This is a genomic window from Emticicia sp. TH156, assembly GCF_002855535.1.
Taxonomy (GTDB): Bacteria; Bacteroidota; Bacteroidia; order Cytophagales; family Spirosomataceae; genus Emticicia; species Emticicia fluvialis.
In genome coordinates this window covers 21828-46128 of sequence record NZ_PKRS01000015.1, presented here as the reverse complement: position 1 = coordinate 46128, position 24301 = coordinate 21828, and the positions used below count along the sequence as shown (strand labels likewise).

General features: G+C 40.1%; 19 protein-coding genes. 7 read left to right on the top strand and 12 right to left on the bottom strand.

Going from position 1 to position 24301, the window contains the following annotated elements; genetic code table 11:
* Positions 1-32 precede the first annotated feature (32 nt).
* The 4 genes from eno to C0V77_RS21610 all read right to left on the bottom strand — a co-directional run bounded on the left by eno (position 33) and on the right by C0V77_RS21610 (position 4886).
* Positions 33-1310: a phosphopyruvate hydratase gene (gene eno / locus C0V77_RS21625; protein ID WP_101728481.1), complete on the bottom strand. Its 1278-nt coding sequence runs from the start codon at positions 1308-1310 to the stop codon at positions 33-35.
* 91 nt (positions 1311-1401) lie between these two features.
* Positions 1402-2286, bottom strand: a complete 885-nt coding sequence (locus C0V77_RS21620; RefSeq protein ID WP_101728480.1) for a YicC/YloC family endoribonuclease — start codon at positions 2284-2286, stop codon at positions 1402-1404.
* Between the two features lie 112 nt (positions 2287-2398).
* Positions 2399-3490 (bottom strand): S41 family peptidase, encoded by a 1092-nt coding sequence (locus C0V77_RS21615; protein WP_158237987.1) that lies wholly within the window; start codon positions 3488-3490, stop codon positions 2399-2401.
* A gap of 295 nt (positions 3491-3785) precedes the next feature.
* Positions 3786-4886: a DUF5694 domain-containing protein gene (locus C0V77_RS21610; protein ID WP_101728478.1), complete on the bottom strand. Its 1101-nt coding sequence runs from the start codon at positions 4884-4886 to the stop codon at positions 3786-3788.
* A 226-nt stretch (positions 4887-5112) separates the two neighbouring features.
* On the opposite strand from C0V77_RS21610, the gene C0V77_RS21605 reads away from it, so the two are divergent.
* The gene (locus C0V77_RS21605; RefSeq protein WP_158237986.1) at positions 5113-6141 is read left to right on the top strand and encodes a sensor histidine kinase; all 1029 of its coding nucleotides are present in this window, start codon (positions 5113-5115) and stop codon (positions 6139-6141) included.
* Position 6142: 1 nt separating this feature from the next.
* Positions 6143-6892, top strand: coding sequence for a LytTR family DNA-binding domain-containing protein (locus C0V77_RS21600; RefSeq protein ID WP_101728476.1), 750 nt, complete (start codon positions 6143-6145; stop codon positions 6890-6892).
* Between the two features lie 2 nt (positions 6893-6894).
* On the opposite strand, the gene C0V77_RS21595 is transcribed toward C0V77_RS21600, so the two are convergent.
* The 3 genes from C0V77_RS21595 to C0V77_RS21585 are packed head-to-tail and all read right to left on the bottom strand — an operon-like array spanning position 6895 to position 10024.
* Positions 6895-8292 carry a TlpA disulfide reductase family protein gene (locus C0V77_RS21595; protein ID WP_101728475.1) on the bottom strand — a complete coding sequence of 466 codons (1398 nt, stop codon included), beginning with the start codon at positions 8290-8292 and terminating at the stop codon, positions 6895-6897.
* 5 nt (positions 8293-8297) lie between these two features.
* Positions 8298-9398 carry a hypothetical protein gene (locus C0V77_RS21590; RefSeq protein ID WP_101728474.1) on the bottom strand — a complete coding sequence of 367 codons (1101 nt, stop codon included), beginning with the start codon at positions 9396-9398 and terminating at the stop codon, positions 8298-8300.
* On the bottom strand, positions 9395-10024 hold the full coding sequence (locus tag C0V77_RS21585) for an ATP-binding cassette domain-containing protein (protein WP_101728473.1): 630 nt from the start codon (positions 10022-10024) through the stop codon (positions 9395-9397). The genes C0V77_RS21590 and C0V77_RS21585 overlap by 4 nt, the downstream gene beginning before the upstream one ends.
* A 430-nt stretch (positions 10025-10454) precedes the next feature.
* Between C0V77_RS21585 and C0V77_RS21580 the strand changes: the two genes are divergently transcribed.
* The 4 genes from C0V77_RS21580 (at position 10455) to C0V77_RS21565 (ending at position 16451) form a co-directional block, all read left to right on the top strand.
* Positions 10455-10838, top strand: a complete 384-nt coding sequence (locus tag C0V77_RS21580; RefSeq protein ID WP_101728472.1) for a hypothetical protein — start codon at positions 10455-10457, stop codon at positions 10836-10838.
* Positions 10839-11113: 275 nt separating this feature from the next.
* Positions 11114-13396, top strand: a complete 2283-nt coding sequence (locus C0V77_RS21575) for a TonB-dependent receptor (RefSeq protein WP_101728471.1) — start codon at positions 11114-11116, stop codon at positions 13394-13396.
* Between the two features lie 38 nt (positions 13397-13434).
* Positions 13435-14805 (top strand): HmuY family protein, encoded by a 1371-nt coding sequence (locus C0V77_RS21570; RefSeq protein ID WP_101728470.1) that lies wholly within the window; start codon positions 13435-13437, stop codon positions 14803-14805.
* 278 nt (positions 14806-15083) lie between these two features.
* A complete protein-coding gene (locus C0V77_RS21565) occupies positions 15084-16451 on the top strand; it encodes a Gfo/Idh/MocA family protein (RefSeq protein ID WP_101728469.1) in 1368 nt (455 codons plus the stop codon).
* A gap of 66 nt (positions 16452-16517) precedes the next feature.
* Here the strand turns inward: C0V77_RS21565 and C0V77_RS21560 are convergent, their stop codons facing one another.
* A complete protein-coding gene (locus tag C0V77_RS21560) occupies positions 16518-17057 on the bottom strand; it encodes a thioredoxin family protein (protein WP_229236347.1) in 540 nt (179 codons plus the stop codon).
* 165 nt (positions 17058-17222) lie between these two features.
* On the opposite strand from C0V77_RS21560, the gene C0V77_RS22980 reads away from it, so the two are divergent.
* On the top strand, positions 17223-17465 hold the full coding sequence (locus tag C0V77_RS22980; protein ID WP_143706155.1) for a hypothetical protein: 243 nt from the start codon (positions 17223-17225) through the stop codon (positions 17463-17465).
* Here the strand turns inward: C0V77_RS22980 and C0V77_RS21555 are convergent.
* The 4 genes from C0V77_RS21555 to carB all read right to left on the bottom strand — a co-directional run bounded on the left by C0V77_RS21555 (position 17462) and on the right by carB (position 24290).
* Positions 17462-19384 (bottom strand): acetoacetate--CoA ligase, encoded by a 1923-nt coding sequence (locus C0V77_RS21555; RefSeq protein ID WP_101728467.1) that lies wholly within the window; start codon positions 19382-19384, stop codon positions 17462-17464. The two genes, C0V77_RS22980 and C0V77_RS21555, sit on opposite strands and share 4 nt — an antisense overlap.
* A 63-nt stretch (positions 19385-19447) precedes the next feature.
* Positions 19448-20239, bottom strand: coding sequence for a DUF3108 domain-containing protein (locus tag C0V77_RS21550; RefSeq protein WP_101728466.1), 792 nt, complete (start codon positions 20237-20239; stop codon positions 19448-19450).
* 32 nt (positions 20240-20271) lie between these two features.
* Positions 20272-21333 (bottom strand): aminopeptidase, encoded by a 1062-nt coding sequence (locus C0V77_RS21545; protein ID WP_101728465.1) that lies wholly within the window; start codon positions 21331-21333, stop codon positions 20272-20274.
* Between the two features lie 113 nt (positions 21334-21446).
* Positions 21447-24290: a carbamoyl-phosphate synthase large subunit gene (gene carB / locus C0V77_RS21540; RefSeq protein ID WP_101728464.1), complete on the bottom strand. Its 2844-nt coding sequence runs from the start codon at positions 24288-24290 to the stop codon at positions 21447-21449.
* Positions 24291-24301: the final 11 nt, after the last annotated feature.

The window sequence follows — 24301 nt, the reverse complement described above, 5'->3', positions numbered from 1 at the left end:
CGCAGCGCCTTTTAAAGATTTAATATTCTTTATCAGAATTTCAAGCCCGGGAAGTAAGCCAACTCGCCCAATTCTTCTTCAATACGAAGCAACTGGTTGTATTTAGCCATACGGTCTGAACGTGAAGCCGAACCGGTTTTTATCTGGCCTGTGTTCAATGCAACTGCAAGGTCTGCAATAGTTGCATCTTCAGTTTCGCCAGAGCGGTGCGACATGATGCTCTTATACTTGTTTCTATGCGCCAGGTTAACGGCATTGATAGTTTCTGTCAAAGAGCCAATCTGATTCACTTTCACAAGAATAGCATTGGCAATACCTTTGTCTATACCTTCCTGCAAGCGGTTTACGTTAGTAACAAAAAGGTCGTCTCCTACCAACTGGCATTTACCGCCGATAAGTCTGGTTTGTTCTGCCCAACCAGCCCAGTCGTCTTCGGCCATACCATCTTCAATGGAAACAATCGGGTATTTGTCAACCCATGTTTGCCAGTAAGCAGCCATTTCATCAGAATTAAGCTGTTTGCCATCAGATTTTTTGAAAGTATAAAGACCGGTTTCTGCATTGTAGAACTCAGATGCGGCTGCGTCCATAGCAATGAAAACATCTTCACCCGGTTTGAAGCCGGCTTTTTCAATGGATTGCAATACGATTTCGATAGCCTCTTCATTCGATTTGATGTTTGGTGCAAAACCACCTTCATCGCCCACGTTTGTAGAGTATCCTTTCGATTTCAATACTTTTTTAAGATTATGGAAAATTTCGGTTCCCATTCTCAACGCTTGCGAGAACGAGTCAGCCTTGGCTGGCATAACCATAAACTCCTGAAAATCAATCGAGTTATCGGCATGTGAACCACCGTTCAGGATGTTCATCATTGGCACTGGCAATGTATTAGCATTAACACCACCCAGGTAGCGGAACAAAGACAAGCCTGCTTCATAAGCAGCTGCTTTTGCAACCGCCAAAGAAACACCAAGAATAGCGTTAGCTCCCAGATTTCCTTTGTTTGGTGTGCCGTCAAGCTCAATCATGATTTTGTCAATCAAACCCTGCTCAAAAACATTGGCGCCCAAAATTTCAGGTGCTATTGTATTATTTACGTTGGCAACAGCCTTTAAAACACCTTTACCCACGTAAGTTTTAGGATCATCATCTCTTAGTTCAACTGCTTCATGTACACCTGTAGAGGCGCCTGAAGGTACAGCGGCACGGCCCAAATAACCGTTATCGGTTAGGATATCTACTTCTACGGTAGGGTTTCCTCTTGAATCAAGAATTTGTCTGGCGTGTACTCTAACAATTTGGCTCATAATTCAAAAATAAAAATTTAGAGTTATTGGTAATAAAATAAAGTCTTTAGTAGATTGTTTTGAAACATTCTGTGCAAAAATACGGATAATCTTACACAATATTCATGGTTTGTTCTTTTATCTTTTCCAGTTCGTCTTTCATTTGCACTACCAGCCGTTGAATAACCGAGTCGTTAGCTTTTGAACCAATGGTGTTTACCTCACGGCCAATCTCCTGTGCAATAAAATTAAGACGCTTACCGTTCGAAGCCGTTTTCAGCTCTTTAATAAAGTATTCAAGGTGATTTTTCAAACGTACTTTTTCTTCTGAAATATCAAACTTTTCAACGTAATAAATCAACTCCTGCTCAAACCTGTTTTTGTCAAAATTTTCATTTTGAGACCACTCCGAAACAGCTTTTTCTATCCGTTCTCTAACCAATGGTATGCGTTTGGGAGCCTGCTCTTCAATCTGTACAAGTAATGCTCCTATGTTATCAATATACTCCCTGAATTTCAGTTCAGTATTTTTACCTTCCTGAATCCTAAAATCCTTGCATTTACCGATGGCCAGTGTAATAACACTTTTAATAAGATCCCACTCCTGTGCAGCATCAGACTCACTCAGTGCATCTGTGTTAAAAGCATTAGGCATCATGGTGGCCATTCTCAGAAGTTCAGTAGGGCTTGGCTCAAAACCAAGTTCGAGCGAAGTTTCGCGAAGGTCTTTAAAGTAGGCTTTCACCAGAGCCCTGTTAACTGCTGTTGAAACGGTTGATTCATCTTTCTGGGTAATAGCCATCATAAACTCAACCTTACCACGTTCCAGTTCCTGGGTAAGAGTATTTCTGATTTCTACCTCACGTTCTGAATAACCTCTGGGAATCCGGCAATAGATATCAAAAAATTTTGAGTTGAGAGATTTAATTTCGACAGTTACAGATATTTTGGTGTTTTCGAGAGTGGCAGCACCAAAACCAGTCATTGATTGTAGCATACAAAAAGTATTACGGGTATAGTGTTGCAAAGAAATACAAAAAACGCGATTAATTGATGGTTTGAAAACAAAATTCTTATAAAATACTAATAGGTATAGCAATAAGACAGCCTTATAGGTCTTTTTTTATAATAATCAGTGTTTGCCCTATCCAATCAGAATCATTATTTAATTCAATATCGGGCTTTATACCAATATTTTCGTAAGGCAGTAATCCTTTACCCACTCCTCTCATATCAGTAAGGTATGCCGCAAATTGCTTACCGGGTAGTATTTCCCAGCGTCCGTAATTTGAGCCATAGGTAATCATACCTTTAGTTGTCTGCCCTAAAATTCTTACATTTTTCAATGATTTTAATTGCAATGTAAATATCTCGCCCTGACTAACCGTTGCATTATTTACCAAAACATAAACTTTATTAGCAGCTGCATATTTTTTTAACAATCTCCTAAATTTACTTGATACTTTAGCAGCACCGCCCTCGTTGTTTCGTAAGTCTAGAATCAATGATGGTGTATTTAACTTATGCTGAATGCTATCACAAAAAGCATTTGATTTTTTCACTTTTGCCTGATTTGCCGAGAAATTTCTGATGAGTAAGTATTGCACCGAATCACTTAAACTCTTTAACTGAAACATGGGTGATTCTTTGGGTAATGCGTAATAATTAATGAATGGCTGTACCTTGCGATAAACTGTTTCGGAGAATGATTGATAAAAATGAGAGTTAATCAGACTATGATTTGCGTATCTCTCATTGTTATACAGCATAAAATTTTTATAAACAGGATGCGCATAAACAGCTTTAAAATAATTGGTTTTATACTCATATAAATGCATTGCTATCTGCCCTGTTTTCCAATGATTTACCTCTTTTTTAGTCTCAATAACAATCCCAATGTATTCTGTTTGAGAAACCCTTAACACCCCTACCGAATAGTAATTATCATAATAGTAAATACCCTCTACTGAATCATCTGTTTTTTTTAATAATGCAGTTTTAAGCGAGTCAATATTTACGGAGTATTGAGGAAATTTTTCGAATTTCTGCCAATTCGAATGGCTTTGAAATGCGGCAGAATCATTATTATTTTTAATTTCAGGTAATTGAACCAACCCTAAATGACTATCCTGTATGGGAATCATTAATTTAGCTAGATTATTGAAATACTTATAAGGTGATAAATTTAATGTATCATCCATTAAGTTTTCATACATTGTATTGTACTCCTCTAGCCTGACACCCCTGATCTGGTCTTTATAAGATGGCGTTTTCTTTAATAATAATCGTAGCTTCGATATGTCCGTCTGGTATTGACTTATCGTCTGGGTATATCCCAAGTTTAGTGTGCCGCAGGTTAAATATATAATGAACAAAAATTGTTTCATGAATTTAGGAATATACAAGATGATGAACTGGGTTTGCAACTATATTTAAAGGCTAAACTCTTAAAAGCCCATTAAGCTAATATTAAGAGTCTAGCCTTATTGTTTTCAGTTATTTAAGAGGAGCATCTATTATATTGGTTACTTTCACACCTTTCTCGCGGAATATCTTTGTCATAATGGCTGCGTGGTTGGCACCAACCACAATCATTACCTTTTTGAAACCATTTACTTTGGCTCGTTCAATGGTGTTGTTGCACATATCGTTGTTTCTATGCCACCACCAGTGGAATTTCCAGGCATATAAGTCTGCAGGAAAAATAGACAATTGGCGGTATTCATCTGAATACAGATTTATCCTGAAAAGCCATTCTGTCATTTGCGGACCGTTTAATCCTTCCGTTATATGGTTCATACTAAATGTCTTAATAGCATCATTTCTAAGATAATCCATTCTGTTTCTTATGTATTTATCAATCTCTATGGCTTTTTTTCCTTCGTTAGACAAAGAATCTTTTTTCAATAGCTTTAAACGTGCATAAAAAACCGAATCTGCTTTGCCCCAGGCTTCGCTCCACTCATTATCCCAACGTTGCGAGTCCATCGGATAAATCTTTTTCAGGCCAAACTCTACCATCATCGGATGCGCCACGTAATCATACTCATCATCAATATAGGGGTTGATGGCTTCATGCAGAGAATCAACCGCTGCACTAAAGTACTTCAGACGGGCATAATTAAACACAGCGGTATCTTTGGGGTTTTTCTGCAAATGCTTTGCCACATTCCACATCTGAAAATATCCGTTACCGGCATCATGGTTTAAATAGTAAGCCACTGCCAGATCAATACGGTTTTTCATGTTATCAGGGTTTTTCTCTAACACATTTTCATACTTTATTAACAAGCCGGTTAAATCCTTATCGTCAATATTATTCTTTTGTTTTAGCCTGTCAATTCTGCTCAGCACATTTTTCTTGTTCCAGTAATCTTTAATAGCTTTTTCATCTTCGGGCGACAGCCATTCTCCAAACACTGCGTCGGGCTTAAATACCCTGATTTTTGTATGGATACCTGTCAGATTTTGTTTTGGCTGTGGGTTATATTGATGAGAAGCCCCAATCATTAATACCTCCAGATTCTGTGTCGGTGTCTGGGCAAATACAACTGTTTGTAAAAAAGAAAGGATAAAAATAACAAATAGCTTTTTCATAAATTATTTTCGGTTTTGATTATGATTCAAAAGTAGAGAGAGCATTACAGACTAACCGCCTATAATCGTCTTCAACGGTTTTTTCACCGTCCAACACGCTCCCAGCCCGACAAGACCACTTTCAATCAATAATCCTGTTCGACGGTGTTTTAAGAGCGTTTGTCGGTAAATGTTTGAGATATTAAACTTACCCGCTACCTTCAAGCCAAATTTTAATGAGCAAAACATGAGCAGACGTCAGCGGATAATATTTCATGTACTTTTCTGGCTTTTTTTCTATTTTAATGGAGATATTCTAAGCCTGATTGGTAAAAAAAACTACCAGTTTGCCTGGGAGCGATTCCAGAACTTATTTGTCTGGACCTCGATTATTTTTACCATTCTGTTTACTTATCTGTTACTTTATGTGCTGAACAGGTATTTTTCTACCAAGCAATACCTGAAGCTGAGCATTGGTCTGGTGGCAGTCAGCGCTGCATACATTTTTACACGCTACATGGTTGAAGAGGTATTAATCTGGCATTGGCTGGGGACACATAATTATTCTGAGGAGTCAAGGCGTTTGCTTTTTTATATTACTGATAATATGTATAATGTAATCGGGTATCTGTTCAATGCTGTTTTTCTAAAAATGATTGAAGATTTTTTTGTAAATGAAAAAGAGAAAAACACACTTCTTGGCGAAAAACTAAATGCTGAAAACGCTTTCCTGAAGAATCAGCTAAACCCGCACTTTTTGTTCAATACGCTCAATAATATTTACTCCCTCACGCTCAACCAGTCTCCAAAGGCTCCGGAGGCGGTTATGAAATTATCTGAGCTGATGCGTTATATGCTATATGAGTCTAATCAGAATAAAGTGAGCCTTGAAACCGAACTGGCATACCTGAAAAATTTTATTGAATTGCAAAAACTCAGATATTCTGGCCAAACTTTTGTTGATTTCAGGGTTAGCGGCAATGTACAAACACAATTGATTGCTCCGCTTATGCTGATTCCGTTTGTTGAAAACGCCTTTAAGCACGGTAATGTGCAAGACCCCGCACACCCGTTGCTGATTCATTTATCGGTCAATCAGAATCAACTGAGCTTTACAGTGCAAAACCAGCAAGCCAATCAGAATAAAGACCCGTACGGCGGTGTTGGATTAGAGAACATCAAAAAAAGACTGATGCTGATTTACCCCGGTAATCATAATCTTGATATACAAATCAATTCAAATAGCTATTTATCTGAACTAAATCTGATACTTTAACATGGAAAAGATTCGCTGCCTGGTGGTTGATGACGAGCCTCTGGCGTTAGATATTCTAGCCAATTACATTAACCAGACGCCTTCGCTTACTCTGGTGGGCACCTCTACCGATGCGCTGGAGGCACTAAGCCTTATACAGCAGGGAAAAATTGATTTGGTTTTTCTGGATATTCAGATGCCGGCACTCACCGGCTTACAATTTTTACGGGTAGTAAATGGCAAATGCAAGGCTATTCTTACCACTGCTTATTCAGAATACGCTATGGAAGGTTATGAACTGGATGTGATAGATTATTTATTAAAACCAATATCGTTCGAAAGATTTCTGAAAGCAGTTCAGAAAGCAGTGAACAGGTTACAGGTAAATGGCACTTCTGCTGGTGCAAATACTGAAGTTAATAGTGTGTCTGAGGTACAATTGTTACAACATGAGCCTCAACCCAATTTTCTTTTTGTAAAAACAGAATACAAAATAATCAAGCTCGATTTGGCCGATATCCTATACATAGAGGGTTTAAAAGACTATGTTTCCATTTACACCGGCGAAGAAAGGATTCTGACACTTCAAACCATGAAAAAAATGGAAGAACTGTTGCCGTCTGGCAGGTTTGCGAGAGTACATAAATCGTACATTGTATCGCTGGAAAAAATCAGCTCTATAGAACGGCAACGAATTTTTGTCGGCCGCGCCACTATACCAATCGGAGAAAGCTATTATAAAGACTTTATAAAACAAATAGGCACCGGATAATACTAGGGTGACTCTGCCAGTGCTTCTTCAATTTGGTCTGTAAGTGTTTTTCCGTTATTATCGCTCGGATACGCCACTTTAGTGAATGCAAAGTTACCTTTTTTGTCTATCAGAAAATAAGCAGGAACGCCAGAAATGCCATAATCCTTTAAGATAGAATTGTTTTCGGCTGTTCTCACATTTATTCCACCTATTTTATACATAGTAAGCGCTTCTTTCCAGGCATATTCCCCATCCAGCGAAATCTGGATAAAAACAACATCTTTGTTTTCAAAATGGGTTCTTATTCTGCTGGAAAACTGCATATCACGCACACAAGGCCCACACCAGCTTGTCCAGAAATCAAGCAATACCACTTTACCTTTAAAGTCTTGCAGATTAATGACTTTACCAGAACTATCAGCCAGCGAAAAAAGTTTGGCAGGTGCCCCCTTTACAAGCGTTTGTTGCAAAAAAACCAATTGATTAATGGTATTTTTGAATCCGGTGTGGTTGGTAAACTTCAAATATTCAATAGCGTTTTGTTTTATTTGTGCAGTAAGACCATTGGCATTGATACTATTTTTTAGTTTCGACCCCAGAAGACGCTCAGCCATTTCCTTTGAAATAAGTTTATTAACCCGCATCGTTTTAATGTACTGGTATTCCTGATTTTCTGAAAGCATTTTCTTTCTTCTTTGTCCTTCTCTGGCAATAAACAAATCAGCAAGATTTAAAAATGCATTACCGTATTCAAGCGATGCAGCCTGTGCCATTGGCGGAATAACATCGGTCTGCATATTTTTCCGAATGTTTTCACTGGTCCAAAGAGGCATTTTTAATTCAGACAATGCCTCAATTTTATAGTTCTGAATTGCCCCGATAATATCTGCTTTACGGGTATCACGAAATGCCGCTGAAACATTGCCATATTTGCTCAGAAACCCCAGTTGAATTTCCTGCTCTTGCTGTAGTTTTTTAAAATAAACACCGGCGGGTTGTTTTTTCCATTTTTCAGCTTGTTGCTGCCAATCGCGTGTTTCCTCAAATTTCTTCCTGAAATCTACATAATATTGAAATTTTTCAGCCCCGTTGCCTGAAACCTGCAAGGTTTGCCAGAAATCTGCGGCATCAAAGTTTAGTTTTATGTTGTCGTCAAGTTCTGCAATCCAGAAATGAAAGCTCTGGTTACCATAAAAGAAATCTATATAAGCAATGTCTTTTAAAGCAGTGGTAAAACTAAATTGGTTGTTGTCGTTTAAAACCAGGTCATATTCTTCTTCGTCGCTTACCCAATCGCGATACAAAACAAGCGTGGCTTTACGCTCAACAGGATTTTGAACTTCAGCAGTTAATCTGAAATTTGCCTGAGCCCAGGCCCACGGTGAGACAAGAAGTAAAAAGCATAGAATCCGTATCATTGGTATTAAGGATTAAATTCTGACCTGAAGTAGTGTTTCCGGAAAACTAAAACGGCGGTAGTGGTATTTACTAAAGCCATTAAAAATAGCGGAACCCTGAACATAATCAACACTAAATATAGAACGCCTGCAAAAAATACGCGTTGCATGAAGGCATCATAGCTGATTCCGTTTATGTATTGCACATGATGATTGAGGCAAACGATAGACCATAAAAAAATAATGAGAATCAAAGAAAACCCATAATTCACCTCATTGGGTAGATTACGCAACACTACCACAAACTCAGGGATTAACAAAATAAAATAGGAGAGGCCGAACTGAAACAACCGTTGCCAGTTGCTTAAGGGCAGGTTTCTGGTTATATTCATAAATCTGTTTTCAAATTCAAGATATTGCTGGCAAATAACTGTATGCCCGGCGGCCGCAAAAAGGCCTCCCAAAGCCAGCAATCGCTCGTCATAATCATCTGTCGGATACAAATTACAGACACCCATCAGAACCAGACAAGCAAATAGCTTGGTAAGTAGTAATAATACCGGCTGTTTTGCAAAAAGATATCTGATAAAAAACAGATATGGCGGGGTTGTGTAGCCGGCAAAAAAACTCCAGACTGCCCTATTCCGTACTTGTGCGGCATTGGGCCTTTGTATGCGATACTCATAGATAACTGCCCCTGCAACCACCAAAAAAACATTAAAAAGTATAATATAAACTACTGCCTGCCAGTTTTGTTCTTCTATTCCGAATTTTAGCATAGCCAGTGCATACAAAAATGTTAACTGAATAAGGCTTAACTGCAAACCACAAAATGCAACAAATCTTTGAATGGCCGGGTATAAGCGGGCATGGTATAGAAATTCGTTTTGGCGAGACTCAAGCAACCTGAGTGTAAATAATGTTACTTTCAGGGCATGCAAAGCCCAAACGGCAAATGCCAATGCCAGTAAAGATGGGTGTCGGAGGGTATTTTTTATAATCGTGATATGTTCTGTGGCTCTTAAAAAACCAAAAGCAAACATAAGCACTGCAAATACAAAAACTGCATTTTGCCTGTAATACTCCTTTACGATGGTCTGGTTAAAAATTCTGAAAAGGCTTTTCATAACAGGCTAACAGCCTGGTTTTGTACCAGGTAAACATTTTTAATAGGAAGTTTCTCGAAACGAAAGTCCTGATGAGAGGACAATAAAAAACTAACTCCTTTGTTTTCATAAGTGTCTTTCACCAGCTCATATATAATTTCAACGCTTCTGTCGTCTATGGTAATGAGGGGTTCGTCAAGCATAATTAACCGGGGACTACCGAGAAAGGCCGATACCAATGAAATTTTCTTTAGCATACCACTTGAATAGGTGCTAACGGGGGTTTTCCAATACTGGTTTACACCCAGGCTCTCAGCCAGTGTGTTCAGATTCCCCGGTTTATCTTGCTTGGCGTCGGCCATAAATTGCAGGAGGTCATGTCCTGACAGATAATCGGGGTACATGGGCTCGGCTTCACTAAGATTTACAATCATCCGGTAGGCAACCGTATCCCTTTTGCAACTTAAATTCCTGAAGCTGATTTCCCCGTCAAAAGGCACCATACCTGCAATTGATCTGAACAGTGTTGACTTGCCCGAACCATTAATACCCTTTACCCAATGTACACCCTCCGGGATATCCAGATGCTGTATTTCTAAAATTTTATGATTGTTATAGCTTTTTAGGAAATTTCTGATTGTTAGCATGATTTTCTATTACTCAATTTTTACACGAAAGAAATAAATTTTTATGAATTATTCCTGATTAAATATTTATTTACTGAGAGGCACTACAAACCATCTTTTTTTTGGCTGAATTGCCCTCTTGTATTATTCTTAGCTACGTTTTCATCATTTCAACATCTATAAAATTCGGGGCAAAAATTAGTCTACTTTTTTTGTAGGATTTTTTAAACTTTCTCTTGCAATTTTCCTCAATTCGTTGTACTATTCAAATATTGGGATATATTATTAAAACAATTTTTAAAATTTTTTAAATTACTAATTGACTTGTATTCAATAAGTTACGTAAATTTGCATCAACAAAGGTTTTCCACGGAGACAATAACAGGTATAACTTTTTTGAGTTTATTCTTTTAATTAATTACTCCAACAGAAAACAAAAACAAAGAAAATTATGAAAGCACTAGTTGTAGCAATCGCAATCATCGCGTCATCAGCAAGCATCAGCTTAGCACAAAGCACTTCAAATGGTAAAGTAAGTGCAACAGAGAAAGTAGCAAACCTTAGCGTTCAAAACCTGGGTGGTCTGCGTTTCAAATTGTCATTCGAGAATCCGACTAAACAAAAAGCGCAGATAATTTTAGTAGACAACAACCGTACAGTATATTTCAATGAATACGCCTCAGGTGATGCACAATATTCAAAAGCATTTAACCTTAATAACCTGGTAGACGGAGAATATACTTTTATCGTTGAAACTCCAACTGAGAAAGTTTCGAAGAATTTTGTAATCCGCACAGAAATTAATCGTGGCGCAATTTTAGCAAGTAATCGTTAATCTCTGTGAAATGCTGTCTAATACACAGAAACTAGCAGTCCCCACAAAAACCTTTGTCATAAGCAGCGTCATTTCAAAATTGAGATGATGCTGTTTTTTTTGCTTCTTTCATAAGGTTTTCCACCTGAAACACTACCAATAATAGCTCTCCTGCCGGCTGTAAGTACCCCCTTTTACATTTAAAAGATTAAGAAATATAATTATTTATTTGGAATTAGTCTAAATAAAGATTTAACTTTGTGCATTATTTTTATTCAGTCTAAATAAAAATTAAAATGCGATATTGTTACCTAACACTGTTTCTGATACTAATTCTTAATAAAACACTTGCGCAACAAACCAACGGAAAAATTACTGGCCGGGTTACCGGTAATGGTGCGGCGCTGGCAGGGGCGTCAGTGCTAATAAAAAACATGGGCATTGGCACACTAACACAAGCCGACGGAAGTTTCAGCATAATAGCTCCGGAGGGTAATCAGGTTTTACTGATACAGTTTATTGGCTATGAAACTGCCGAGCAGCGGGTGAAGGTACAGCCCAAAGCCACATTAAATACCGGAGACCTTCATCTGGTTGAAAAAACCAACATACTTCAGGATGTGGTTATTACGGGTCAATTCGGGCCGCAATCCGTAAGAAATTCTGTTTATCAGGTCAGAACAATTACTAATGAACAAATAAGATTAAGAGGAGCAACCAATATACAGACCGTTTTAAATACAGAACTGGGAATGCGTTTTTCAAACGACCTAACCCTGGGTACAACAGATGTACAGCTGATGGGGATGTCGGGCCAGAATGTAAAAGTATTGTTGGATGGCGTTCCGTTAGTTGACAGAGGCTCTACCCGCGAAAGCATCGGGCAAATAGATATTAACACTATTGACCGCATAGAAATAGTAGAAGGACCCATGTCTGTCAGTTACGGCACCGATGCACTGGCGGGTGTAATAAATATTATTACCAAAAAAGCAGAAACAGATGCTACCTGGACACTATCGGCTCGTGTACAGGAAGAATCAGCCGGCAAAGAGTATGAGGCTTTTCAGGGTAAAGGTACGCATAATGAGTTTCTGGGTGTGGCCTGGCAGAGAAAAGGCCTGCAAATAAACGGCAATTTTACCCGCAACTTTTTTGGAGGCTGGCAGGGTTTATCTACTACACGCAGCAAAGAATGGATGCCCAAAGAACAGTATCTTACTACTGCCGGCATTGCCTACCGCACACAAAAGTTTAATGGCTGGTATCGTTTCAACGGTACTAACGAAACCCTAAAAAGTTTGGGTAATACCTACACAAACAATCAGACAGGTAACCTTTCAGCCACCGACCAGTATTATATCACCAATCGCTGGTTTCATCAGGCGCAGGGTGAGTATCAGGTAAACGAAAAAAACAGCTTCACGGCTGCCTTATCTTACACTGATTACAGCCGTAAAACCGAAACTACCGATATTGACCTGATACGCAACCGCCGCACGTTGTCATTAACACAAGGCGGACAGGATAAAGCTGTTTTCCAGACCGCTTTTGCGAGGCTAACAGGCCAGCACAAGTTGTTACCAACGGTTTCGTTACAGCATGGGCTTGAAATCAACCTAAACTCAAGTTCAGGCGCGCGCATTCAGGGTACACCCGCCATTAGCGAGTATGCTTATTTTGCTTCGGCTGAATTAAAACTAAATCCGCACATAAACATACGCCCGGGGCTACGCTTCATTAAAAATTCGGTTTATGATGCGCCTCCGCTTATACCCTCGGTTAACACCAAATTTACACTGGCCAAAGGCCTTGACCTACGTATGGCCTATGCCAGGGGATTTCGCTCGCCCGCCCTGCGCGAATTATACTTTACTTTTTTTGACAGTAACCACTCTATCAAAGGGAATACGAATCTGAAAGCCGAATACAGCAATAGTTTCAATGCTTTTTTGTCTTATCAGGCCATTGAAAAACCAAAACTCAGGTTAAACTCAACAATCGGTGGTTTCTACAATGTATTTAATAACCTTATTTCGATTGGAATTGACCCGAATGACCCGCAGGTATCTACTTATATAAATGTAGACAAGTATAAAACCACAGGAACCACCTGGAACAACACCTTCTACTGGGAGAATTTCCAGGCTACCTTGGGATATTCATACATCGGGCGTTTTAACCGCTTCTCCACCTCCGAAAACCTGCCAGCGTTTGTGTGGTCAAGTGAAGTAAATTCAAACCTCAGGTACACATTCCCGAAAATCAATGCCAGTGTGAGCCTGTTCTACAAGTTTACGGGTAAGCAGCCGGCTTATCAGACTGTAAATACCGAAAACGGCCCGCAGGCCCGGTTGGCAGAAACTTCTGGTTTTCATACCTCTGACCTGACGTTTAATAAAATTGTGTTTAAGAATTTCTCGTTACTGGCCGGAGCTAAAAACCTATTCAACGTTACCCGGATTAATAACTCTGCCGTTGAAACCGGCGGTGCACATAGCGCAGGCGGTGGCGCAGTGCCTATGTCTTACGGGCGTTCTTATTTTGTGGGCTTAACAGCACAACTTACTCAGCACTAATAGTTTTTTATACATACAACAGTTTAACCAAAATAAAAATGAATCGAATTTTTAACAAATTTCTGATTGCATGCAGTATTGTAGTGATAAGCGCATGTGAAGAAAAAGTAGAATTACCAGATAACCTGGCCGGCTTTACAACTACACAACAAGGAATTGAAGGTGACGAAACCACCGTTCAGATAGCTTTAAGCCGTGCCACAGATGTATCAGTACCTATAACCATTCAGCTTACACCAGCACTGGTTACATACGATAAAGAATTTGTTACCGAACCTGCCGCCGTAAACAATGTGCTTACTTTAACAGTGCCAAGCGGGCAGTCTGGCGTATCGTTTAAGGTTAAGAAAAAGTCAAACGTTTTCCTGAACGGCGATGAAACTCTTGCACTAAAAATAACAGCTATTGGCAGCCCGGTTTTAACTAACCAAAACACCGAAATGAAATTGAGCTTTGCGGCTATTACGTCTGCCGGAAGCACATTAACGCTGGAAGGCAAAACGTCTGAATCCAACTATACCAACACGGTTTATGCCGATTTAAGCGCTAATGCCACTACTGCGGTGAATCGTAAGAGCTGGAATCTGGGCTTCTATCAGGGTGGGCAATACCGTGTAATTCTTAATCCGGGGTATCAATCTTCAGCAACTGCAACGGCTAAAACCGACATTACAGCCGTAACGCTGGCAGATGCCGATTTAGTGCCAGACCTCAACTTCACTGCCGGCGCCGAGGGTTCTGCTGCATTGGCCGATTCATGGGATGGAGACCTTACCAAAACTGTATTTGCGGAAGTATCGGCTACTGAAACCAACAATAAAGTATATCTGGTTAGCTTTGAAGGAAACAAAAGCAAAGAGCAATGGTATAAAGTAAAAGTAAACCGCAATGGCGAAGGATACAAAGTTCAATATGCCAGAATTGGTGAAACAAGTATCAAAACAATTGATGTTCCTAAAAATGCTGATGTAAATTTCAGCTTCCTTTCATTAGAAAGCGGAAATCTGGTGTCAGTAGAGCCTCGCAAAATTAACTGGGACATTGCCTGGGGATACAGCACTTCAAATGCCGGAACGGTACCACCTACGCCCTATTGGTTTCAGGATTTCATTATGCTGAACTATGCAGCCGGAGCCGAGGCCGCCGAAGTTCTTACCAGCGCTGTAAGCTATGATGCATACGCCGAAGCAAATATTGCTACCACAACATTTGTTAAAACCAGAGATGCCATAGGTAGCAAATGGCGTGCTACCACTGGCACTGTAGGTATAAAACGCGACCGTTTTTATGTGATAAAAGACCCGCTGGGCAATGTATATAAACTAAAGTTTGTAAGCATGGGCCTTGGAGCTGATGGCGGTGAGCGGGGCAAACCTGTAATTGAGTACAAGCTGGTGAAGAAAAAATAAGTACTGAGTTAGAATTGGTTCAGAAAAAGGTCACGGGCATCTGTGGCCTTTTTCTTTTTATACCCTTTATCAGTAATTATCTTGGTTTGGTCTAGCAATAGTTTGTGTAAGTCTACATTCTGTCATTCATTGCCCTTTAAGACCTTGAATACCCCCGGGTACTGTTTATATTTGACTACTTGTTTTGTAAGTATCTACTGAAATCTATCAATATATTTAGAAATTTTCTTAAACTTGGTAGAATTTAAACCCATCAGAACCAACCCCGACAATTACTAATGAATAACTTTAACATTAACAGACGCCAATTTATTACCGGAGCGTCAGCCACGCTTGCATTGTCTACATTCGGCGCAAGAGGCATGGACATCATCAATCCGCCAAGTGCATATAAAGTAGCTTTAATTGGTACCGGCTGGTACGGTAAAAGCGACTTGTTCCGCCTGATTCAGGTAGCGCCCTTAGAAGTAGTAGCGCTATGCGACGTTGACAAAAATATGCTTAATGAAGCCGGAAAACTGGTTAGCCAAAGGCAGAAGTCTGGCAAAGTACCCAAATTATATACTGATTACCGCAAATTACTGGCCGATAACCAGCTGGATATTGTACTGGTTGGAACACCCGATCACTGGCATACGCTGCAAATGATAGATGCAGTAAAAGCAGGGGCCAACGTTTATGTACAGAAACCCATTAGTGTAGATGTTATTGAAGGAGAGGCCATGGTGGCTGCTGCCCGTAAATATAACAAAGTGGTGCAGGTAGGTACGCAACGCAAAAGCACCCCGCACCTGATAGACGCCAAGAAGAATATTGTTGATGCCGGATTACTCGGTAAGATATCGCACGTTGAAATGTGCTGCTATTACCACATGCGTAATAATGGTAACCCTCCGATACAGGCAGTGCCAGAGTATTTTGATTATGAAATGTGGACTGGCCCTGCCCCAATGAGGCCTTATGATGGCCTGCCGCATATCAGATGGTGGCGTACGTTTGAAGAATATGGCAACGGCATTATGGGTGATATGTGCATACATATGTTTGACACTGTACGCTGGATGCTGAAACTGGGCTGGCCCAACAAAATATCTTCTACCGGTGGTATTTATGTACAAAAAGATGGCAAATCTAACATTCCGGATACCCAATCGGCGATTTTTGAATATGATGAGCTGAATTGTGTATGGCAGCACCGAAGCTGGGGAACGCCCAATAACCCTGACTACCCCTGGTCTTTTACACTGTATGGAGAAAAGGGCACACTCTGGGCAAGCACTATGTCTTATGACTTTATTCCGCAGGGTAAGGGCGAAAAAATACACAAAGATGTGGTTTTTGAAAAAGAGAAATACCCTGAAGATTTAAAAGAAGAACGAATAGAACTGAACGCAGCCCCTGCAACGCGCCTGCACATGCTCGACTTCCTGTCGGCTATTGAAAATAAAAGCAGACCTGTGGCAGATATTCAGGAAGGCCACATTTCAACAGCCAGCTGCATATTGGCCAATATATCAATGAAAGTAGGCAGACCCGTAAAATATGACCCTGTAAAACGTGAAGTTGTTGGCGACCGCGAAGCCACTGCACTTCTGGCGCGTCAATATCGCCAACCCTGGAAACACCCTGACCCAACCCGCGTTTAGTTATTAAATAAAAAATGGGAGAGGCTGGCTGATGCTTACCTCTCCCATTTTTTTATTGCTCATATATCATTTCCATTTGATATTGCAACCCATGCTCGGATATTGTACTTCTGATACCGGCTGGTTTGCAAGAATAGCATCTAATGCATTCCTTAAATCTCTACCAGTAACCGGCTTTGGGTTTTCTTCTCGCGGGCGAGATTCGTCCAGTCTACCTCTGTATCTTAAAAGCAAATCGTTATCAAATACATAAAAATCAGGTGTGCAGGCGGCATCATAAGCTTTGGCTACCTCTTGTGTTTCATCAAACAAATAAGGGAAGGTAAAGCCGTTTTCTTCTGCAAAGACCCTCATTCTATCCGGACCGTCCTGCGGATAACTGGCCACGTCATTAGAACTGATTGCAACAAATGCTACTCCTTGTGGTTGGTAATCTTTAGCCAATCTGACAAGCTCTTCTTTTACATACAACACATAAGGGCAATGATTACATATAAACATAATAACGGTAGCCTTGGCAGACGGCAAATTTCTCAAAGACAGATTTGCGCCTGAAACAGTATCAGGCAAAATAAATTCAGGCGCTTTTGTTCCTAGCGGAAGCATATTTGATTCTGTGCGGGCCATTTCTATCTTAATTACTAAACCCTGGTAAATTGTTCAGCTGACAATTAAGCCGATAGGGGAAAACTCCGTTTCGGTTGTCATAAGAGCAATTGGTTTAAACTATTTTTCGTTTTAAGTATCAAAGAGCAAAAATCACATAAACTTATGAAAAAACACTCGAAAATTCGCACATTAACCCTCCTGGGCGTTTTTGTATTATTAACAACGATACTTTCAAGTTGCGTTTACACTGGTCGTCCGGTTCGTTATTATGACAGACCACCATACGCACACAGGCATTATGTGAGGGTACAGCCAAGGGTTGTGGTACTGCCAAGATATGAGAAGCACAGACACCATCATTATAAACATTACCGGGGCAATGGCCACCATCGGGGCCATCGTTAATCAACTGCCAGATTCTTAAACCATGCAATAGACTGTGGGTTTCTCATTGCGTCCAACGAAACCGCTTTTTCCACAGGAGTACCCATCAGGATTTTCTTGATGGGCATTTCCATTTTTTTTCCACTGATGGTGTAGGGTATCTCCGGCACATGAAAGATAGTATCAGGCACATGCCTTGGGCTGTACTGTTTACGTATTTGCGCTTTAACTTTATTTTTCAGGGTATCATCCAATACCTGCCCTTCATTCAAAACCACAAAAAGCGGCATAAAAAAGCTACCGTCTGCCTTTTCAACACAAATAATCAGGCTGTCTTTTATTTCAGATAAGGCCTCTACTGCATTGTAAACTTCTGCTGTACCAATTCTTACGCCATCCCGGTTCAAAGTAGCATCAGACCTGCCATAAATTATAATTCCATCATTTTCAGTAATCTTTATCCAATCTCCATGGCACCAAATACCCTGATATTTTTCGAAATAACTACTTCTGTATTTTTCATTATTTATATCGTTCCAGAAATACAAGGGCATAGAAGGCATAGGTTGTTGAATTACCAGTTCCCCTACTTCATTAAACACAGGCATACCTTCATCGTTCCAGGCCTCTATGGCAGCACCCAGCATGCGGCATTGTATCTCTCCTGAATAAACCGGAAGATACGGGCAGCCACCCATAAACGCGCTGCAAACATCGGTGCCACCACTCAACGAAATCAGTTGTACGGTTTTAGAAACATGTTCATATATCCATTCGAAAGCCTGCGGAGGCAATGGAGAGCCAGTAGAACCTAAAGTTTTGATTTTTACAGGATTTTCGGCCAGAAAGTTGGCACCCTGCTTCATATAATTAATATAAAACGCAGCTCCGCCACCAAAGTGGTCAACCTTTGCATCATGTGCAAATTGCCATAATACATGGGCATCCGGGTAGGCAGGCGAGCCATCGTAGAGGCAAAGCGTAGCACCACATGCCAAAGAAGAGAGTGCAAAATTCCACATCATCCATCCAGTTGTGGAATACCAGAAATACCGTTCACCCGGCTGTACGTCCTGATGTAGCGCCAATGCTTTCAGGTGTTCAATCAGGTTTCCACCCGTGCTATGCGTTATGGCTTTGGGTTTTCCGGTGGTGCCAGACGAATACAGTATCCAGATAGGGTCATTAAACTCAACTGGTGTAAAAAAGATGGTGTTTTCAGTTGTACTGTTAACAATATTAAGCCACTGGGTACTATCTACCACAATGGTGGTTTTAAGAGAACTTAGTTGTTCTGACAACGCCAAGGTAATATCAGACTTGTCGAAATATTTTCCGCCATAATGGTAACCGTTGCATGCAAACAAGGCCTTGGGTTCAATCTGCTGAAATCTGTCTACGAGGCTTTCAAGACCGAAATCCGGCGAGCAGCAAGCCCACACCGCGCCTAATGCATTTACTGCCAGAAAAATAGCAATGGTATCGGGGGTATTAGGCAGGTACCCCACAACCCTGTCGCCTTTTCCAATTCCGCTTTTTTGCAGGTATTTCTGTATCGCTGCAACTTTGATTTCAAGCTCTTGCCAGGTTATTTCGGTTAATTTACAGGTCTCAGATTGAAAAACAATGGCTGGTCTGGCATAGGTTTTGTGCCTGAAGATATGCTCCGCATAGTTTAAAGTTGCCCCTTCAAACCAGCGGGTTCCAATCATTTCTTTATTGGGCCAGCGTAGCACAGACTGGTATTCTGTGTGCGATTTTATATCGAAAAAATGAAATAACGTTTCCCAGAACTTCTCAATATCAGAAACCGACCATTTCCACAGGGCTTCATAATCCTTAAAAGTCAGATTCTCTCTATTTAAGAGCCACGACTCATATTTTTTCAGGTTAGATTGCTCAATATAGCTGGCTGGTGGAGTCCACAAAGGTAAATTCATGACTGTCTTTTTTTAGACAATATTAATAAGATATTTTATTAAATAATTGCCGGAACAATTATTTTAACGCCACTCAAAAGTATGTCTGATATTCTTGTAGTCTTTAATTTCCATGCTTGCACTACCAATTGCAAACTCAATTTCTATTCTGATAGGCACATGGTTTTTATCATCCGACACCCAGATTCTTATTCCTTCTTCTCCTTTAAACATATCATTTTGAGGTAGAACAGGATTCAGCTTGATAACGTCAATCTTCCCGAATCTTGTTTTTACTACGCCCCTGCCTGTATATTTAACCTTCATTTTATAAATTTCGTCATCAAAAAACATCGGCGCTTCCACCACATCGCCTACCTTCATTTTTGAGAAGTCAAGTGTACGCAAAAAATAATATCCCGACACCACATCCTGAATATTATTGGGCAGGTTAAAAGATTTTTTATCGTTGTTTTGCTCGCGAAGAGCCGAGTTGCCGGAATGATCAAATAAAATTACCTGGTCTTTTTTATAACTATTTTCCTGCAAACTCATCAAAAATTTCTGAGGAAGCATTGCCGCTGTATCTAAATAACTTCGGTAGGTATTTCTGACATGAAAAATATCAGTAATGCCGGTGGTACGCCCAAAAACATTAACCCTGTAACAGGCACGGCTATTCACTGAGTATATCTGGGGGCTTACTTCAACAGTTGCTTCGCCAACCGGCAGAATGCCGAATTTTACTTTATACTCAAAGTACTCACCGGCTTTAAAGCTTGAGTTCGGCACAAACCGATAGGAGTCGCCCACAATGAAAGATGACCCTAACACCACAAAACCGGCAGTTAGTATTTTAAAAAGGTTTTTCATCATAATTCTTTAAGCAAAAAAAATCGTGCCGGCTTTTAAAAAACCAGGCTTCCGGAATATTTCTCTTTCAGATATTTCAAATACAATTTAAAGTTTTTGTTGTACTTGACTCTGAACTCTTCTTCAAACTGGTTTTGTTTACTCTGGTATGTCATAAAACCCACAAAATAGGCATTATTGATTTGGGCATTGGGCTTTGCTTTCCTTCTTAATGGTTTCAAAGTGCCGTGCATTAAGGTATCGGCTGATGAAATTATTCTTTGTATTAAACCCGACTTAAGACTTGTTTTTTGTTCTTTAGAAAGGTTTTTACTAAAACCGTTATACAAACTGTCTAATTTTTTTGCGCCATTAAGAAGATGCCTGCTGTAGGCATCATTATATTTCTTTGAAAACTCATAATCCTTTAACTCCTGAGCGTCTTTACCATACTTGTAAGTCAAAAACCGTATTGCTCCGTAATCACCTATAAAATCGGCCAGGTTTTCGTTAAACTCCAGATTATCCTTAACAAAAAGTGTTCCATGCGTCAGCTCATGAATAATCAAAGCCGCAAGCCGGCCATCAGAATAATAAAGCATTGAACTTAATATGGGGTCTTTCAGATACCCGAGTGTGCTCCATGCCGATACCTCATTCAATTGCGTATCAAAACCTTCTTTTTTTAGTTCAGTAATCTCGGTATCAGCCAGCTGTTTTTCAAAATATCCTTTATAACTAAATGTGCCTACAATCGGGAAATGCCATTTTTTTGCTTTCAGTGCAAAAGGTTCGCTGGCTGTTATTACCCATAAAATAGGTTTACCATGCTGGTTATAAAAAGTGGTATAATTCTTAGACTGATTTAAGCCCAAAGAGTCAATTGCAAATTGCTTAATTTCCTGAATTAATTCGATTCGTTTTTTGAGTGAATCAGGAAAACTTCTGTCAGCCATTACTTCAGCAACAGGCCTGGTATTGAAAATAACTTTCATCTGACCTTTGGCCTGCCTGAAACCATACAAAGCTGCATCAAAGTTAAGCATAATGAATGCTGCAACCAGAATGGCAACCACAAGAAAAAAGTATTTTAACAACCTTTTGATTTTCAACCACATATATTTAGGTCTGTTCAGCAAAACTCCCTCAAAATATCACCTTTTATTTGTTTTGTAACAAAAATAAAAGCCACTCTGTTCAGAATGGCTTTATCATTAACAATTATTAAATATTATCTGCTTAGGTACAGGTTTCTTTCTGCATAAACTTTCAGGAAGAAATCATCTGTTAAATCCTTAATGAAATAAATTCCTTCTCCGGTTGATTTCATTTCAGGTCCAAGCTCTTTGTTCACATTCGGGAATTTATTGAACGAGAACACAGGTATCTTGATTGCGTACCCTTTTTTATAAGGCTTAAATTTAAAGTCTTTCACTTTCTTGGCACCCAACATTACCTTGGTGGCATAGTTTACGTAAGGTTCACGGTATGCCTTACAGATGAACGGCACAGTACGGCTGGCACGCGGATTGGCCTCTATTACGTACACCTTCTCATCTTTAATAGCAAACTGAATATTAATTAAACCTACTGTATTGAGTCCTACCGCAATTTTTTTGGTGTATTCTTCAATTTGTGCAATTACGCCTTCACTTAGGTCGAAAGGTGGTAATAAAGCGTAAGAATCACCTGAGTGTATACCCGCAGGCTCTATGTGCTCCATAATACCAATAATGTACACATCTTTACCATCGCAAATGGCGTCAGCTTCTGCTTCTATGGCATTTTCAAGAAAATGGTCAATCAGAATATTGTTATCCGGAATATCGTTCAGGATTTTCACCACGTGTTGTTCCAGTTCCTGCTCGTTAATTACAATTTTCATGCTTTGCCCACCCAATACATAACTCGGACGAACCAGCAAAGGAAAGCCTAATTCACGCGATACTTCAACTGCTCTGTCGGCAGACCGAACAGTATCAAACAACGGATAAGGAACGTTCAATTCTCTCAAACGCTCAGAGAATCTTCCTCTGTCTTCAGCCAGGTCAAGGGCATCATAAGATGTACCTATTATTTTTATGCCGTATTTGGTTAGTTTCTCTGCCATTTTAAGGGCTGTTTGGCCACCAAGCTGTACAATTACTCCTTCTGGTTTCTCATGCAGAATCAGGTCATATACGTGTTCCCAGAAAACAGGCTCAAAATATAGCTTATCCGATATATCAGGGTCAGTAGATACCGTTTCAGGATTACAGTTAAGCATAATGGTTTCATAACCGCATTCTTTGGCAGCCAATACGCCATGCACACAAGAGTAGTCAAACTCAATACCCTGACCTATGCGGTTTGGCCCTGAGCCCAAAACAAGAATTTTCTTTCTGTCTGAACTAACAGACTCATTTTCAGGATTTTCCTGATTGGCATTGAATGTTGAGTAATAGTAAGGTGTTTTGGCCTCAAATTCAGCCGAACAGGTGTCAACGCATTTATAAACACGCTTGATACCCATTTCATTTCTCTTATTGAAAACCTGACTTTCTTTGCAATTCAAAAGGTGAGCAATCTGGCGGTCAACATAACCTTTTTGCTTGGCTGTCAGCAATAATTCTCTTGGTATCTCGTCAACGGTAAATTTCTCAATTTCTTTTTCAAGAAGAATTAATTCTTCAATCTGACGTAAGAACCATTTATCAATTTTGGTAAGATTCTGAATGGTTTTGAACGATAGACCCGCCTTGAACGCATCATAAATATGGAAAAGACGGTTCCATGATGGATTGGCCAGCGATTTTTTCAACGCTTCCTGATCTCTTAACTCTTTACCGTCAGCACCCAGACCATTTCTGCGGATTTCAAGCGACTGGCAGGCCTTCTGAAGCGCTTCCTGAAAGTTGCGCCCTATACCCATGGTTTCACCAACCGATTTCATTTGCAAGCCCAACGAGCGGTCTGAACCCGGGAATTTATCAAAATTCCATCTTGGCACTTTTACAATTACGTAGTCAATGGCCGGCTCAAAGAAAGCAGATGTACTGCCGGTTATTGGGTTAATCAGTTCGTCCAGATTGTACCCGATAGCCATTTTGGCTGCAATTTTTGCAATCGGGTAGCCCGTTGCTTTAGAAGCAAGTGCAGATGAACGGCTTACACGAGGGTTTATTTCAATGGCGATGATTTCGTCGGTATCAGGATTAAGCGAGAACTGCACATTACATCCCCCTGCAAACTGACCAATACCGTTCATCATCTTAATGGCCATGTCACGCATACGCTGATAAATCGTATCAGGAAGTGTCATGGCTGGCGCCACTGTTATGGAGTCACCGGTATGAATACCCATCGGGTCAAAGTTTTCGATGGTACAAATAATTACAATATTGCCTATGTTGTCTCTCAAAAGCTCCAACTCATATTCTTTCCAGCCAAGAATTGATTGTTCAACCAATACCTCATGCACCGGCGAGGCGTGTAGCCCGTGGTTAAGCGCCTTGTCGAAATCTTCAGGATTATGTACAAACCCGCCACCTGTACCACCAAGCGTAAATGAAGGGCGTATAACCAGCGGAAAGCCGATTTCCTGGGCAATTTCTTTTCCTTCCAGAAAAGAACGTGCAGTGCGGCCCTTACATACACCTACGCCTAATTCCAACATTTTCAGGCGGAACTTCTCACGGTCTTCGGTAGTTTCAATGGCTTTGATATCTACACCAATTATCTGCACATTGTATTTTTTCCAGACACCACCTTTGTCGCAATCAATAGCCAGGTTAAGGGCTGTCTGACCACCCATTGTTGGTAGAACCGCGTCAATGGGCTTACCCATTGCCTTGTGTTTTTCCAGAATTTCAATAATTGATTTTTTCTCGAGTGGTTTTAAATAAACATGGTCGGCGTTAATGGGGTCGGTCATGATAGTAGCCGGGTTTGAATTTATCAAACTTACCTCAATACCTTCTTCCTTTAATGACCTCGCTGCTTGTGAACCTGAGTAATCGAATTCGCACGCCTGACCTATGATAATTGGCCCAGAGCCTATGATAAGAACTGACTTAAGATTGGGATTTTTTGGCATTTTTTTTTGTG